We start from the raw sequence: 13,690 nt of genomic DNA, 5'->3' as shown, positions 1-13,690 counted from the left end.
CGTGTGCGGCCAGCAAGGCGCCTCACAAAACAACCCCAGCCCACCAGCGCAGAGCCGGCGCCCCCCCCCGCCCCCCCCCCCCCCCCCCCCCCCCCCCCCCCCCCCCCGGACCGGTGTCCGTGCGCCCCCTCCGCAGGACCCCGCCGCGAGCCTGCGAGCGGCGGGGGGAAGGGGGTCCGCCATCAGCCGGCGAGCGGCTCCTCGGCGTCGAGCCCGGCCACGCGCTGCAGGTCGCGCAGGACGGCGGACAGCTCGTCGGCGGTCCACGGCTCGCAGCAGTCGCAACCGTCCTCGTCGAAGCACCGCAGCCCCAGCGTGCCGCCGGCCTGGTCCTCGTCGATGGCCAGGTGCCCGCCCATCGGCGAGCGGTGGCAGGCGCAGGCGGAGGCGCACAGCCCGATGCCCCACCCGGAGACGACGATCGTGCGGCCGTCGTCCCAGATCTTGCCCACCTGGAACACGGAGGGCTTCTGGTTGCGGGTCATGGCGTGCTCCCCTCGCGCCCCCGGGGACCCGGGGGCTCTCTGCTGTCCGCCGGAAAAATATCCGGGATCCGTGTTTGGGGGGAGCAGCTGCGCGGTATGGGCGCCCCTCGTCACTCCTGCGTCACAGCCGCCCCACGAGCCCCCGTCGGGACGCGCCGCCCGTGCGCGAGGACCCCGCACCGGGCGGCCACGGGGGTCGTTCCCGCGGTCCCGGGATGCTGCAGGACCGCGGGGAGCACGGGCTCGACCCGACGAGCCGGCCCTGTCGCGGCGTTCGCGGTGCTCCTGCGGTGTCGCGGCACCGCAGGAGCACGCAGGACACCGCACGAGCCGACGTCGAGGCGCAGTGCCGGCGTTCCTGGCGCAGTGCGGGTCCGGCAGCGCCGTCAACGCGGGAGGAACGCCGGCGGTGCGGCGGCCGGCGGGAGCCGACGGCGCCTAGCTGGCCGGGGACACCGAGCTCATGTTGAAGTCCGGCACCCGCACCGGCGGCATCGCGGCGCGGGTGAACCAGTCGTTCCACTCGCGCGGCAGCGTGCGCTCGGTGCGCCCGACCTCGCCGATCCGCGCCAGCAGGTCCACCGGCGACTCGTTCCACCGGAAGTTGTTCACCGCGCCGGTCACCTCGCCGCCCTCGACGAGGAACACGCCGTCGCGGGTCAGGCCGGTGAGCAGCAGCGTCTGCGGGTCGACCTCGCGGATGTACCAGAGCGTGGTCAGCAGCAGCCCGCGGTCGGTGGCGGCGACCATGTCCGCCAGCGGCGCCGTCGCGCCGGGCTGCTCGAGGATCAGGTTGTCGACGGCGGCCACCGCGGGCGCCGTCGTCTTCAGCGCCCAGGCCCGCGGGCGGATCAGGTTGGTGAGGACGCCGTCGCGGATCCAGTCGACGGCGGGCGTCGCCATCCCGTTGTCGAACACGCTGGCCGAGCCGGACGAGGTGCTCACCACCTGGAACGGCGCCGTCTCCAGCCCGGGGGCGTGCGGGTCGCTGCGCAGGGTCAGCGGGAGCTGGGCCAGCCGGTCGCCGATCCGGTTGCCGCCGCCGGCCTTGGCGTAGACGTTGCGGCCCTCGTCGGCGTCGCGGGCCTCCATCGTCCAGTAGGCGTAGATCATCAGGTCGCTCACGGCCGACGGCGGCAGCAGCGTCTCGTACCGCCCGGCCGGCAGCTCGACCCGCCGCTGCGACCAGCCGAGCTTGCGCTCCACGTCGGCGGCGAGGTCGGCCACCGACACGTCGCGGAAGTCGCGGGTGCCGACGCCGGACCACACCGACCGCGAGAAGTCGGCGCTCTTGCCGTTGAGCTCCACGCGGCCGCTGGGCTGGTCGGTGCGCAGCCGCAGGCCGGTGGAGGTGCCCACGTACGTCGTCGTCAGGGCGTGCTCGGCGTAGCCGAAGAGCAGGTCGCCGCGGCCGCGCGCGGCCCCGAACGCCTCCCCCAGCGCCGGCGCGAACTCGGCGAACACCTCGATCGAGGTCTCGGCCGGCTCGGCGTCCCAGTCCCCCGCGTCCGGCGGGGCCTCGCCGATCAGCGGCACGGCGTCCTCGGCCGGGCCGGCGTCGCGGGCGGCCTGCTCGCTGGCGGCGACCAGCTCGGCGACGTCGGGCGTGCCGGTCCGCGCGACCGTGCCGGTGGCCATCCCGGCGCCGCCGTCGACGAACGACACGACGACGACCTGGCGCGAGCGCATCGCCCCGTTCGTCGTCAGGCTGTTCGACGCCCACCGCAGGTTGGCCTCAGTGCTCTCGACGACGTAGGCGACGCAGCCGTCGGCGGTCGAGGCGGCCAGCGCCTTCTCGACCAGCTGCTGCGCGGTCAGCTGGCTCATCGCCCGCCCTCCTGGACCGTGTTGAGGATGGTGACGCCCTCGAAGAGCGCGGCCGGGCAGCCGTGGCTGACCGGCGCGACCTGCCCGGGCTGGGCCTTGCCGCAGTTGAACGCGCCGCCGAGGCGGTAGGTGGAGGGCCCGCCGACGGCGCGCATCGAGCCCCAGAAGTCCGTCGTCGTGGCCTGGTAGGCGACGTCGCGCAGCTGCCCGGCCAGTCGCCCGCCCTCGATGCGGTAGAAGCGCTGGCCGGTGAACTGGAAGTTGTAGCGCTGCATGTCGATCGACCAGCTCTTGTCGCCGACGACGTAGATGCCGCGCTCGACCCCGCCGATCAGCCCCGCGAGGTCCGGCCCGTCGGCGGCCGGCTGCAGCGACACGTTGGCCATCCGCTGCACCGGCACGTGCCGCGGCGAGTCGGCGAACGAGCAGCCGTTGGAGCGGGCCATCCCGCCGAGCCGGGCGGTGTTGCGGTCGACCTGGTAGCCGACCAGCACGCCGTCGCGGACGATGTCCCACTGCTGGGCCTCGACGCCCTCGTCGTCCCAGCCGATGCTCGACAGCCCGTGCTCGACCGTCCGGTCGCCGGTGACGTGCATGAGCTCCGACCCGTAGCGCAGGCTCCCCAGCCCGTCGACGGTGGCGAACGACGTGCCGGCGTAGGCGGCCTCGTAGCCCAGCGCCCGGTCCAGCTCGGTGGCGTGGCCGACGGACTCGTGGATCGTCAGCCACAGGTTGGAGGGGTCGACGACGAGGTCGTAGCGGCCCGGCTCCACCGACGGCGCCTTGGTCTTCTCCCGCAGCAGCTCGGGGATCTGCGCCAGCTCGGCGTCCCAGTCGAAGTGCCCGCCGGTCAGGTACTCCCAGCCGCGGCCGGCCGGGGGGGCGAGGGTCCGCATGCTCTCGAAGGCGCCGGTGGCCCGGTCGACGGTGAGCGCGGTGAACTCCGGCGTGATGCGCACCCGCTGCTGGCGGGTGCGGGTGCCGTTGGTGTCGGCGTAGTACTTCTGCTCCTTGACGTGCATGCAGCCCGACTGCACGTGCTCGACGCCGTCGGCGGCCAGCAGCCGCTCGGACAGCTCGGTGAGCAGCGCGGTCTTCTCGGCGTCGGGCACCTCGAACGGGTCGACGTCGTAGGACGACACCCAGGAGCCCTCGTGCCGGGGCTCCGGCGCGAGCTCGACCCGGTCGGTTGCCAGCGCCGCCGACACCTGCGCGACGGCGACCGCCTGCTCGGCCAGCCGCACCGCCTCGGCGGCGGTGAGGACGACGCCCGCCGCGAACCCCCAGGTGCCCTCGTGCACCACGCGCACGGCCAGGCCCAGGTCCTCGCCGTCGGCCAGCGCCTCCAGCCGCGCGTCGCGCAGGCTGATCGACTGGGTGCGGATGCGCTCCACCCGGATGTCGGCGTGCTCGCAGCCGAGGTCGACCGCTCGGGTCAGTGCCGCCTCGGTGAGCGCGGACAGGGGCAGGGCGAGGAAGGACTCGTCGACGTCCCGGGACGACACCACCGCCCCTGTCTACCAGCCGGGCCCGCCCCGGCCCGCCCTCAGTGCAGGTGGCGCTGCCAGTCCGCCGGCACCCGGCCGGCGGGCCCGGGCGCCGGCTGGGTCACCGGGTGCGAGGTCGGCGGCGCGAGCCGGAGGTCCCCACCGAACTCCCCGGCGGCGTAGTCCCAGGTCCAGTCCTCACCCGGCTCGAAGCTCTGCGCGACCCGGTGCCCGGTGGCCGCGGCGTGCGCCGAGGCGTGCTGCGACGGCGAGGAGTCGCAGCAGCCCACGTGGCCGCAGGCGGCGCAACGGCGCAGGTGGAACCACCAGCCGCCGGTGGCGTCGCAGTCGGCGCAGCCGGTGCCGCTCGGCGGGACGGACGGGTCGACCTGGTTCATCGCGGCTCCTCGGGTCCTGCGGGGTGCGGCCCGGACCGGTCCCGGCCGCCGTCGGGCACCGGCTCGGTGCCGGTCGTGACGCTGCTCCGGTCGGGGGCGGGGGACAAGGCCCGCGGCGGTCTCCTGCAGCGGACGGGCGGCCACGACCCGGCCGCCGACACCGCCGGCCGGGGTTGCAGGACGACGGCCGGCGGGTAGCCGCCCGGGCATGACCGCCGACCCGGGCAGCGCCGACCGCAGCACCGCGCCCACCGACGAGAGCGCCGCCGACGTCACCCTCACCTTCGGCGGCAACGCGACGACGCTGCTGCGGCTGGGCGGGTTCACCCTGCTCACCGACCCGAACTTCGTCCGGCGCGGGGAGCGCGTCTACCTGGGCAAGGGCCTGTTCGCCCGGCGGCTGACCGACCCGGCGCTGCTGCCCGAGGACCTCCCCGACCTCGACGCCGTCCTGCTGTCCCACCTGCACGGCGACCACTGGGACCGGGTCGCCTACGCGACCATCGACAAGGCCACGCCGGTCGTCACCACCCCCGCGGCCGCGCGGACGCTGTCCTCGCGCGGCTTCTCGGCGACCGCGGACCTGCGGCCGTGGCAGGTGCACGAGATCGGCCGCGGCGACGAGACGCTGCGGATCACCTCGGTGCCCGGCGTCCACGGCCCCGGCCCGCTGGCGCGGGTGCTGCCGCCGGTGATGGGCAGCGTGCTGGAGCTGCTCCGCGACGGGGAGGTGTCCTGGCGCGGCTACGTCACCGGCGACACGCTGTTCCGGCCGTGGCTGGGCGAGGTGCTGCAGCGCTGCGGGCCGCTCGACGTCGTGATCCCGCACCTGGGCGGGACCAGGGCGCTGGGCGTCACCGTGACCATGGACGGCCGGCAGGGCGCCGACCTGGTGGAGCTGCTGAAGCCGCCGGTGACCGTGCCGGTGCACTACGACGACTACGACCGGTTCGCCTCGCCGCTGGGCGACTTCGTGCGGGAGGTCGCCGAGCGGCGGGCGCCCGGGCAGCTGCGGACCGTCGTGCGCGGGGAGACGATCTCGCTGCGCGCCTAGGAGGCTGCGCGCCCAGGAGGCTGCGCGCCCAGGAGGCTGCGCGCCCAGGAGGCTGCGCGCCCAGGAGGCTGCGCGCCCAGGAGGCTGCGCGCCTAGAAGGCGTCGCCCGTCCGCCAGGCCATCTCCTGCAGGGTCAGGGTGTTGCCGTCCGGGTCGGTGATCGCCGCGTACTTCACCCCGCCCCCGACGTCCACCACGGGCCCGACGTCGGCACCGCGGCCCACCAGGTCCGCCCGGGCGTGCTCGATGTCCGCGACGACGAGGTGCAGCGCCCGGACCGAGCCGGGAGTGCCCTCGTAGGCCGCCAGGCCGGTGCCGAAGCCGACGGAGCAGGCCGAACCCGGCGGGGTCAGCTGGACGACCCGCACGCCGTCGGCGGGCCGCACGTCGACGTCGACGGTGAAGCCCAGCCGGTCGGCGTAGAAGGCCTTCGCCCGGTCGACGTCGGCGACCGGGATCGGTACGAGCTCGAGCTTCATCTCCACGGCGCGCTCAGCCACGGGCGAGCACCTCGTCGAGCCGCTCGTAGCCCTCGACGACGCCGACCTCCATGCCGCCGGCGATCATCGCGTCCCGGTCGGCGAACGAGTCGCACAGCGAGGTGACGGTGAGCCGGGTGCGGCCGTCGCCGAGGTCCTCGAGCACCAGCTTCTCCAGGGCGACGCCGTCGGGCTGCCCCTCGAAGGTGAACGTCTGCACGATGAGCTCGTCGGGCCGGACCTCGTGGAAGCAGCCGCGGAAGGCGTACTCGCCGTCGGCGTCGCTGTGCACGTAGCGGTAGGAGCCGCCGGTGCGGCAGTCGTAGTGGTCGATGCGCATCTCCAGCCCGCGCGGGCCCAGCCACCGCACGAGCAGCTCGGGGTCGGTGTGCGCGCGGAACACCTTGCCGCGCGGGGCGTCGAACTCGCGGGTGATGCGGACGAGCGGGACCTCGGGGTCGGCGACGATCTGCGTCTCACGGGTGGCGGTGCTCATGACCGGTTCTCCTCCTGCGCGGTGGGCGGTGTCGCGTCGTCCGGCATGGACCGGAGGACGTCGTCGAGGCGGCGGTAGCGCTCCTCCGCCTGACGGCGGTAGCGCTCGATCCACTTCGTCATCAGGTCGAACACCTCCGCCTCGAGGTGCACCGGGCGGCGCTGGGCCTCCCGGCTGCGGCTGACCAGGCCGGCGTCCTCGAGCACCTTCAGGTGCTTGGAGACCGCCTGGACGGTCACGTCGTAGGGGGCGGCGAGCTCGCCCACCGTCGCGTCGCCGACCGCCAGCCGCGCGACCATGTCGCGCCGCGTCGGGTCGGCCAGCGCCGCGAACACCCGGGAGAGCGGATCCGCTGCCACCTGCGACCTCCTTCATCAACCTCTCGGTTGAACACGACGATAGGACCCGTCGGGGACGTTTGTCAACCGATCGGTTGAGGAGCCCACGAGCCCGGCGGGTGGCCGGGCAGGTCGAGGTCGGCGACGACGCCGTGGTGGTCGCTGGCCCAGACGCCGGCGACCGGCTCGTCCAGCACCCGGGCGCAGGAGCGGACCTGCAGCGTCGGCCCGTGCACGCCGCTGCGCACCAGCACCCAGTCGATGCGCCGGCTGACCGCGGTGGCCACCTCCCCCGCCCGCACCAGCGGGTTCCGGGCGTCGAAGGTGAACCCGGGATCGGCCGGGTGCAGGGTCTCCCAGGCGTCCTGGAAGCAGACGCTCGTCCCGTCCAGCGACCGGCGTCCGCGCAGGAACTGCGTGCTCGCCGCGTCCGGGGTCGCGTCGAGGTCGCCGAGGACGACGGCGTGGTCCACCCCGCCGGCCCGGCGCTCGACCGCCCGCGCGGCGGCGAGCGCCTGCTGCTCGCGCTCGTACTCGTACCCGAACTGCCAGCTGGGCTTGTGGTGGGCGACCAGCACGCGGCCGACCGCGGTGTCCACCTCGGTCAGCAGCGTCGCGCACCACGGGAAGTCCCGTGCCCGCGGCGTGCAGCGCTGGTCGACCTCCTCGACCACGCGGTGCGGGGCCCGGGTGGCCAGCACGCCGCCCACCCCGTCCTCGGCGGCCCGGGAGAACGGCGTCACCGAGTACCCCGGCCCGAGCAGCTCCTCGGCGGTGCCGTCCGCGACGGGCACCTCCTGCAGCGCGACGACGTCGGCGTCGAGCCGGCGCAGCGTCTCCCCGATCAGCGCGCTGCGGCGGGCCCAGTCCGGGTTGGCCGGGCCGAGCACGTTCATGGTCAGGACCCGCAGGGACGCCGCCATGCGGCGCAGTCAACCGCCGCGCGGCCCGGTCCTCCAGCCCACGTCGCACCCGGTGTCCTCCCCCGGGTGGACGACCGGCCCCGGCGCGATCGGCCCGGGCTCCGACGCCCGCGGACGGCCTCCGGACCGAGGCCCGTCCCGCCACCGGCCGGTGGCCCGACGAGAGGAGGCCGCGGTGCCCGGCACGGCGGTGACGGTGGTCCTGGGCACGCTGGTGGGGACGGTCGCGCTCGGCGCGGCCGCGGGAGCCGGCGTCCTGGTGACGATGCCCGCCGGCGTGCACGGGTTCGGCGCGGTGGTGGCCGAGCTGCAGGGGCACACCGACACCCGCGACGTCGCCGAGGCCGCCGGGGCGCCGCGCGGCGCGGTGCCGTGGTGGACCCGCGGGGTGGGATCCGGCGTCACCGTCGTCCGGCCGGGCGGGGCGTACGGGCCCGCCGACGGCAGCGTCCGGGCCGACATGGCCCTCGCGCCCGGCGCCGTCCCGCCCGCGGACTGCACGCCGCTGCCGCGGCCGGGCATGCCGTGGGACGGCGGCGGCACCTGGCCCGACCTCACCGGCGAGCCCGCGCTGCTGTGCGAGGGCTGGGTCACCGTCGTGGTCGACGGCCACCTCTACACCTGGACCGGTCCCGCTCCGCAGGCCTAGCGGGCGAGCCGCGCCGCCCGCTCGGCGACCTCGGCGCGCAGCGCATCCACGTCCACGGTGGTCACCGCGCCGTCGGCGACCACCTGCCGGCCGCCGACCCACACGTCGCGGACCAGCCGCGAGGCGCCCGACCAGACCAGGTGGGTGAGCAGGTCGGTCTGGTCACCGACCGGCTCGAAGCCGAGGTCGCGGGTGTCCACGTGCACGAGGTCCGCGCGCCGGCCCGCCTCGACCTGGCCGAGGTCGGGGCGGCCGATCGCCTCGGCGGCGCCGCCGGTGGCCAGCCAGAACGCCTCCGCGGCGGGAAGCGCCGTGGCCGAGGACTCCCGCAGCCGGGCGAGCCCCGCGGCCAGGCGGACGTCGGCGAGCAGGTCCAGCCCGTCGTTGGACGCCGGCCCGTCGGTGCCCAGACCGACCCGGATCCGGCGGTCGAGCATCGCCCGCACCGGCGCGATGCCGCTGGCGAGCTTGGCGTTGCTGGCGGGGCAGTGCGCCACGGCGACGTCGTACTCGGCCCACAGCTCCAGGTCGGCGTCGTCGAGGTGCACGCAGTGCGCGGCCAGCACCCGCCCGCCCAGGACGTCGTGCGCGGCCAGCAGCGCGGGCACCGACAGCCCGTGCGCTTCGAGCAGGCCGTCGCCCTCGGTGGCGGTCTCGGCCACGTGGAGGTGCAGCAGCATCCCGTGCTCGCGGGTGATCTCGGCGGCGCGGCGCAGCAGGGGCAGCGGGACGGTGTAGGCCGCGTGCGGGCCCAGGCCGTACTCCACCAGGCCGTCCGCGTCGGCGCGCCCGGCCAGGTCCACCGCGGCGGCCATCTGCTCCTCCAGCGGCGGCATGCCCGGCAGCGGCACCATCGGCGCCGCGACCACCACCCGGGCGCCCGTGGCCCCGGCCGCCGCGGCGATCCGCTCCGGTGAGAAGTACATCTCCACGCTGGCGGTGACCCCGCCGCGCAGCATCTCCGCCGACGCGGCGGTCATCGCCACCTCGACGTCGTCCCCGGTCAGCCGCGCCTCCCGCGGCCACATCACCTCGCGCAGCCAGCGGTCCAGCGGCAGCCCCTCGCCCTGGCCGCGGAACAGCACCATCGGCGCGTGCGAGTGGGCGTTCACCAGCCCCGGCACGAGCAGTCCGGGCAGCGCCACGACCTCGGCGTCCCCGGCCGGCGGGGCGTCGGCGGCCGGACCGGCCCACGCGATGCGCCCGTCCTCGACGTCGACGACGGCGTCCGGCACGACGGTGCCCGCCCGGTCCCCCACGACGACGGCCCGGGCGGTGAGTCGCTGACGCATGGCGGCACGCTAGCCCCATCCGTCCCGGCCGTCCGGGCAGCGCCCCGCAGGTCCGGGCGACGTCCGGACACCGCCCGTACCGTGGGAGCCATGTCCTTCCTGGCCGCTGCGGCATCCTCCGACCAGGGTGGGCTCACCGCCTGGCTGCTCTCCCTCGTGGACTCGCTGGGCCCGATCGGCGTCGGCTTCAGCATCCTGCTGGAGACGGTCATCCCGCCGATCCCCAGCGAGGCCGTCCTCGGGGCGGCCGGTGTGCTCATCGACAGCCCGTTCGCGTTCGTGGCCGTCGTCGGCTGCGCCACCATCGGCTCGATCCTCGGGGCGATCTTCTTCTACTACGTCGGCCGGGCGCTGGGCCCGCGACGGTCGCACGCCTTCCTCGACCGGCTGCCGCTGGTCGAGACCGCCGACGTCGACAAGACCTTCGCCTGGTTCGAGCGGCACGGCCGCTCCGCGGTGTTCTTCGGCCGCATGGTGCCGATCGTGCGCAGCTTCATCTCCGTGCCCGCGGGCGTGGTGCGGATGCCGTTCGGCCAGTTCCTCCTCTACTCCGCGGCCGGCAGCCTGATCTGGAACACCGTCCTGGTGACGCTGGGCTGGCTGGCCCGCGACTTCATCGAGGCGAACCTGCACTACCTGGACTACGTCGTCGTCGCCGTCGTCGTCCTGGCGGTGGGCTACCTGGTCTACAAGCGGGTGAAGGACATCCGCTCCCACCGGCGGCGGCAGACCACCGCGGGCCGCGCCGAGGACGCCCGCAGCGCCGACGCGTGACACACCCCTCGCGCCCCGAGGTCGTCGCGTTCGACGTCAACGAGACGCTGCTGGACCTCGCCCCCGTCGCCGCCGCGCTCGTCGAGCACGGGCAGCCCGCGGAGCTGCTGCCCACCGTGTTCGGCCGCACCCTGCACACCGGGACGGCGGCCACGGTGGCCGGCGTCTGGCTGCCCTTCCGCGCCGCCTTCGACTCGGCGCTGGCCCAGCTCACCGACCTGCCCGACGGCGCCCGCGCGGAGGTCGCCGGCGCCTTCCTCGAGCTGTCGCCGCACCCCGACGTCGAGCCCGCGCTGCGCCGCCTCCACGACGCCGGCGTGCGGGTGGTGACCCTGTCGCACGGCTCCCCCGGCGTGGCCGAGGCGGGGCTGGAGCGCGGCGGCGTCACGCCGCTGGTCGAGCGGACGCTGACCAGCGAGACCGTGCGCACCTGGAAGCCCTCCCGCGCGGCCTACCTGTGGGCCGCGGGCGCCTGCGGGGTCGAGCCGTCGCGGATGGCGCTGGTCGCCGCCCACGGCTGGGACGTGCTCGGCGCCGAGCGGGCCGGCCTCATCGGGGCGTGGTTCCCGCGCAGCGAGCGCGTGTACCCGCCGGGCTACCCGGCGCCGGCCGTCGTCGCCCCGGACCTCGCGGGGGCGGTCGACGCGCTGCTGGCGCCGTGAGCTCCTCCGCGCCCGTCGGCACCCCGCTCGGCCCGGCCGCGGTGCACGCCGACGGCCCGGCCGACGGTGCCCGCGGCACGCTCGTGCTCGGGCACGGCGCCGGCGGTGGCGCCGGGTCGGCCGACCTGGTCGCCGTCACGGCCTCGGCCGCCGCGGCGGGCTGGCGGGTGCTGCGGGTGGAGCAGCCGTGGCGGGTGGCCGGCAGGCGGATCGCGCCCGCGCCGCCGCGCCTCGACGTCGCCTGGACCGCCGTCGTCGAGGCGCTGCGGGCCGGCGGTGCGCTGACCGGGCCGCTGGTGTTCGGCGGCCGCAGCGCCGGGGCGCGGGTGGCCTGCCGGACGGCGACGGCGCTCGGGGCGGACGGCGTGCTGGCGCTGGCGTTCCCGCTGCACCCGCCGGGCCGTCCCGAGCGCAGCCGCGCGGGCGAGCTCACCGGCGCCGGCGTGCCGCTGGTCGTGGTGCAGGGGGAGACCGACGCGTTCGGCCGGCCCGCGGAGCTGGACGTGGCGCTGGACGGGGTGCCGTCGGCGTCGGTGTGCGCGGTGCCGGGCGACCACTCGCTGGGGAGGGCACCGGGGGCCGTGGCCGCCGCGGCGCTGGCCTGGCTGGAGGAGCTCGCCGCCGTCAGGAGTTGACCACCGGATGCGTGCACGAGGGCCCGGCGTGTCCCGCGTGTCGCGTGCACGCACCCGGTGATCGACGGAGCGGGCGGTCAGCGGCGGCGGCGGGCCGCGAACAGGATGAGCAGCAGCACCGCGAGGACGGCGGCGCCGGGGCCGGCGTAGCGGGCGAGCGCGGCGCCGCCGGCCACCTCGAGCAGGTCGATCGGCTCGGGCTCCTCGGCCGGCTGGGGGCGCGCCGGAGCCGCGGCGGGCGTGCTGCGCGGCGGGGCGCCGGTGCCCGGCCGGCTCGGCGGGGCGGTGTTGCGCGACGGTGGCGTGCTCGGCACCGGCCCGCCGACCGCCGCGGCCGGCGCGGTGTCCGAGGCCGACGGGGCGAGGTCCGCCGCGGCCGGCGCGGTGTCCGACACCGCGGGGATCGAGACGGTGTCGGTGGCGCCGGTGACCGGGGCGGTGATCGGCGCGGTCTCCGTGGGCGACGGGGACGACGCCGCGGCGGCCTTCTTCGCCGGGGCCTTCTTCGCGGGCTTGCGCGCGGCGTCGCCGGCGGACGCCGCGGCCTCCCGCGCCGCGGTGCCGGCCTCGCGCACCGTCTCCGCGACCGCGTTGTCGCCGGGCACCTGCTCGACCGACTGGGCGACCTCCTCGGCGACCCCGGCCGCGGTGGCGGTGACCTTGCCGGCGACGGTCGGCTCCTGCTGCTCCGCGGCGGCCGCCCGGTCGACGGTCACGTCGTCGCCGCTGGCCAGCTGGGCGGCGAGCTTGTCGGCGAACTGGCCGAGCAGCTTGTTGCCGACGTCGGTCATGACGCCGCGGCCGAACTGGGCCGGGCGGCCGGTGATGTTGAGGTCGGTGAGGACGTCGACCCGCGTCGTCGTCCCCTCGCCCTGGAGCCGGGCGGTGATGGTGGCCGCCGCCGTCCCGTTGCCCCGCTGGTCCTTGCCGCGCGCGTCGATGACGGCGCGGTGCGCGGCCTCGTCCTTCTCCACGAACGACGCCTTGCCCTGGTAGGTCAGGTTGATCGGACCGAGCTTGACCTTGACCCGGCCGGTGAAGTCGTCACCGGAGACCGAGTCGAGCGCGGCGCCGGGCATGCACGGGGCGATCCGCTCGATGTCGAGCAGGACCCGCCAGGCCTCGTCGACGGGCACGGGGACGGTAAACGAGTTCTCCAGCTGCACGGTGCGACCTCCGGGTGGGGAACGGACCTCGGCCGGTCCGCCCGGGAGGGCGGGCCGGCCGAGGGAACGGGCGGGAGCCGGGGGCGGCCCCGTCCAGAGCACCGCCCCGAGCCTGCGAGGGGTGGGGAGGACGGGGTCCCTCAAGTTACAGCCCGGCCGCGGCGGTGACCGCGCGGCGGGTGAGCACCTGCGCGAGGTGCACGCGGTAGTCGGCCTGGGCGTTGAGGTCGCTGCTCGGGCTGGTGCCCTCGGCCGCCGACCGCGCCGCGGAGGCCACCGCGTCGGGGGACGCGGCGGCGCCGGACAGCGCGGCCTCGGTGGCCGACGCCCGCAGCGGGGTCGGGCCCATGTTGGTCAGCCCGATCCGCGCCTCGGCGATGTGCCCGTTCTCGCGCCGCACCGCCGCGGCGACCGCGACGATCGACCACGCCTGCGCCACGCGGTTGAACTTCTCGTAGCGCACGCCCCAGTCGCCGGTCAGCTTCGGCACCCGGATCTCGACCAGGACCTCCCCCTCGTCGAGGGCGGTGGTCAGGTAGTCGACGAAGAACTCCCGGGCGGGCACCGTGCGGCGCCCGTCCGGCCCGGCGATCACCATCTCGGCGTCCAGCGCGAGCGCCACCGCCGGCAGGTCACCGGCCGGGTCGGCGTGCGCCAGGGCGCCGCCGAAGGTGCCGCGCCGGCGGGTCTGCCGGTCGGCCACCGTCTCGGTCGCCTCCGCGACCAGCTTCGCGTGCCGGGCGATCAGCGGGTCGGTGAGGACGTCGGCGTGCGTGGTCATGGCGCCGATGACCAGGGAGTCGCCCTCCTCGCGGACGCCGCGCATCTCCGCCACCCGGCCGAGGTCGACGATCGTCTCCGGCGCGGCCAGGCGCAGCCGCATGACCGGGATGAGCGACTGCCCGCCCGCCATCACCTTGACGTCCTCGCCGCCCTCGGCGACCGCCTGAACGGCCTCCTCGACCGTCGTCGGCCGGACGTACTCGAACGGGGCGGGGATCACGGCTCTACTCCTTCGTCGTATC

The 13,690-nt window shown here is 76.2% G+C and carries 16 protein-coding genes; 5 read left to right on the top strand and 11 right to left on the bottom strand.

Annotation, left to right across the window (positions count from 1 at the left end; translation table 11 throughout):
* Positions 1–182 precede the first annotated feature (182 nt).
* From ACI8AB_RS11775 to ACI8AB_RS11760, 4 genes are all read right to left on the bottom strand, one after another.
* Positions 183–485 (bottom strand): hypothetical protein, encoded by a 303-nt coding sequence (locus ACI8AB_RS11775; RefSeq protein ID WP_387992366.1) that lies wholly within the window; start codon positions 483–485, stop codon positions 183–185.
* Positions 486–923: 438 nt separating this feature from the next.
* Complete coding sequence (locus ACI8AB_RS11770) at positions 924–2,312, bottom strand: metallopeptidase TldD-related protein (RefSeq protein WP_456950284.1); 1,389 nt, start codon at positions 2,310–2,312, stop codon at positions 924–926.
* The gene (locus ACI8AB_RS11765; RefSeq protein ID WP_456950283.1) at positions 2,309–3,820 is read right to left on the bottom strand and encodes a TldD/PmbA family protein; all 1,512 of its coding nucleotides are present in this window, start codon (positions 3,818–3,820) and stop codon (positions 2,309–2,311) included. The genes ACI8AB_RS11770 and ACI8AB_RS11765 overlap by 4 nt, the downstream gene beginning before the upstream one ends.
* Before the next feature lie 38 nt (positions 3,821–3,858).
* On the bottom strand, positions 3,859–4,197 hold the full coding sequence (locus tag ACI8AB_RS11760; RefSeq protein ID WP_456950282.1) for a UBP-type zinc finger domain-containing protein: 339 nt from the start codon (positions 4,195–4,197) through the stop codon (positions 3,859–3,861).
* A 208-nt stretch (positions 4,198–4,405) separates the two neighbouring features.
* Between ACI8AB_RS11760 and ACI8AB_RS11755 the strand changes: the two genes are divergently transcribed.
* Entirely contained in the window at positions 4,406–5,251 is an 846-nt protein-coding gene (locus ACI8AB_RS11755) for an MBL fold metallo-hydrolase (RefSeq protein WP_387992378.1), read from the top strand.
* A gap of 92 nt (positions 5,252–5,343) precedes the next feature.
* Here ACI8AB_RS11755 and ACI8AB_RS11750 read toward each other — a convergent pair whose 3' ends face one another.
* From ACI8AB_RS11750 to ACI8AB_RS11735, 4 genes are all read right to left on the bottom strand, one after another.
* The gene (locus ACI8AB_RS11750; RefSeq protein ID WP_456950281.1) at positions 5,344–5,751 is read right to left on the bottom strand and encodes a VOC family protein; all 408 of its coding nucleotides are present in this window, start codon (positions 5,749–5,751) and stop codon (positions 5,344–5,346) included.
* A complete protein-coding gene (locus tag ACI8AB_RS11745; RefSeq protein ID WP_387992384.1) occupies positions 5,744–6,226 on the bottom strand; it encodes an SRPBCC family protein in 483 nt (160 codons plus the stop codon). The genes ACI8AB_RS11750 and ACI8AB_RS11745 overlap by 8 nt, the downstream gene beginning before the upstream one ends.
* Positions 6,223–6,585, bottom strand: a complete 363-nt coding sequence (locus ACI8AB_RS11740; RefSeq protein ID WP_387992387.1) for an ArsR/SmtB family transcription factor — start codon at positions 6,583–6,585, stop codon at positions 6,223–6,225. Before ACI8AB_RS11740 ends, ACI8AB_RS11745 begins: the two co-directional genes overlap by 4 nt.
* Before the next feature lie 62 nt (positions 6,586–6,647).
* Positions 6,648–7,487: an endonuclease/exonuclease/phosphatase family protein gene (locus ACI8AB_RS11735; protein WP_456950280.1), complete on the bottom strand. Its 840-nt coding sequence runs from the start codon at positions 7,485–7,487 to the stop codon at positions 6,648–6,650.
* Positions 7,488–7,662: 175 nt separating this feature from the next.
* On the opposite strand from ACI8AB_RS11735, the gene ACI8AB_RS11730 reads away from it, so the two are divergent.
* Positions 7,663–8,136 carry a hypothetical protein gene (locus ACI8AB_RS11730; RefSeq protein ID WP_456950279.1) on the top strand — a complete coding sequence of 158 codons (474 nt, stop codon included), beginning with the start codon at positions 7,663–7,665 and terminating at the stop codon, positions 8,134–8,136.
* On the opposite strand, the gene ACI8AB_RS11725 is transcribed toward ACI8AB_RS11730, so the two are convergent.
* Positions 8,133–9,428, bottom strand: coding sequence for an amidohydrolase family protein (locus ACI8AB_RS11725; RefSeq protein WP_456950278.1), 1,296 nt, complete (start codon positions 9,426–9,428; stop codon positions 8,133–8,135). The two genes, ACI8AB_RS11730 and ACI8AB_RS11725, sit on opposite strands and share 4 nt — an antisense overlap.
* A gap of 90 nt (positions 9,429–9,518) precedes the next feature.
* Between ACI8AB_RS11725 and ACI8AB_RS11720 the strand changes: the two genes are divergently transcribed.
* The 3 genes from ACI8AB_RS11720 to ACI8AB_RS11710 are packed head-to-tail and all read left to right on the top strand — an operon-like array spanning position 9,519 to position 11,499.
* Positions 9,519–10,202, top strand: coding sequence for a DedA family protein (locus ACI8AB_RS11720; RefSeq protein ID WP_387992397.1), 684 nt, complete (start codon positions 9,519–9,521; stop codon positions 10,200–10,202).
* Entirely contained in the window at positions 10,199–10,864 is a 666-nt protein-coding gene (locus ACI8AB_RS11715; protein ID WP_456950277.1) for an HAD family hydrolase, read from the top strand. The genes ACI8AB_RS11720 and ACI8AB_RS11715 overlap by 4 nt, the downstream gene beginning before the upstream one ends.
* Entirely contained in the window at positions 10,861–11,499 is a 639-nt protein-coding gene (locus tag ACI8AB_RS11710; RefSeq protein WP_456950276.1) for an alpha/beta hydrolase family protein, read from the top strand. The genes ACI8AB_RS11715 and ACI8AB_RS11710 overlap by 4 nt, the downstream gene beginning before the upstream one ends.
* 77 nt (positions 11,500–11,576) lie before the next feature.
* Here ACI8AB_RS11710 and ACI8AB_RS11705 read toward each other — a convergent pair whose 3' ends face one another.
* Both ACI8AB_RS11705 and ACI8AB_RS11700 read right to left on the bottom strand, forming a co-directional pair.
* Positions 11,577–12,665: an SRPBCC domain-containing protein gene (locus tag ACI8AB_RS11705; protein WP_456950275.1), complete on the bottom strand. Its 1,089-nt coding sequence runs from the start codon at positions 12,663–12,665 to the stop codon at positions 11,577–11,579.
* A gap of 145 nt (positions 12,666–12,810) precedes the next feature.
* Positions 12,811–13,668 carry an FAD binding domain-containing protein gene (locus ACI8AB_RS11700; RefSeq protein WP_456950274.1) on the bottom strand — a complete coding sequence of 286 codons (858 nt, stop codon included), beginning with the start codon at positions 13,666–13,668 and terminating at the stop codon, positions 12,811–12,813.
* Positions 13,669–13,690 lie beyond the last annotated feature (22 nt).

Source organism: Geodermatophilus sp. SYSU D00698 (assembly GCF_054050335.1).
This window is presented reverse-complemented; position numbering and strand designations above follow the sequence as displayed.

Bases quoted from the DNA above. Each gene is read 5' to 3' on its own strand.
- ACI8AB_RS11775 (WP_387992366.1), bottom strand. From the start codon at position 485: ATGACCCGCAACCAGAAGCCCTCCGTGTTCCAGGTGGGCAAGATCTGG.
- ACI8AB_RS11770 (WP_456950284.1), bottom strand. From the start codon at position 2,312: ATGAGCCAGCTGACCGCGCAGCAGCTGGTCGAGAAGGCGCTGGCCGCC.
- ACI8AB_RS11760 (WP_456950282.1), bottom strand. From the start codon at position 4,197: ATGAACCAGGTCGACCCGTCCGTCCCGCCGAGCGGCACCGGCTGCGCC.
- ACI8AB_RS11755 (WP_387992378.1), top strand. From the start codon at position 4,406: ATGACCGCCGACCCGGGCAGCGCCGACCGCAGCACCGCGCCCACCGAC.
- ACI8AB_RS11745 (WP_387992384.1), bottom strand. From the start codon at position 6,226: ATGAGCACCGCCACCCGTGAGACGCAGATCGTCGCCGACCCCGAGGTC.
- ACI8AB_RS11735 (WP_456950280.1), bottom strand. From the start codon at position 7,487: ATGGCGGCGTCCCTGCGGGTCCTGACCATGAACGTGCTCGGCCCGGCC.
- ACI8AB_RS11725 (WP_456950278.1), bottom strand. From the start codon at position 9,428: ATGCGTCAGCGACTCACCGCCCGGGCCGTCGTCGTGGGGGACCGGGCG.
- ACI8AB_RS11720 (WP_387992397.1), top strand. From the start codon at position 9,519: ATGTCCTTCCTGGCCGCTGCGGCATCCTCCGACCAGGGTGGGCTCACC.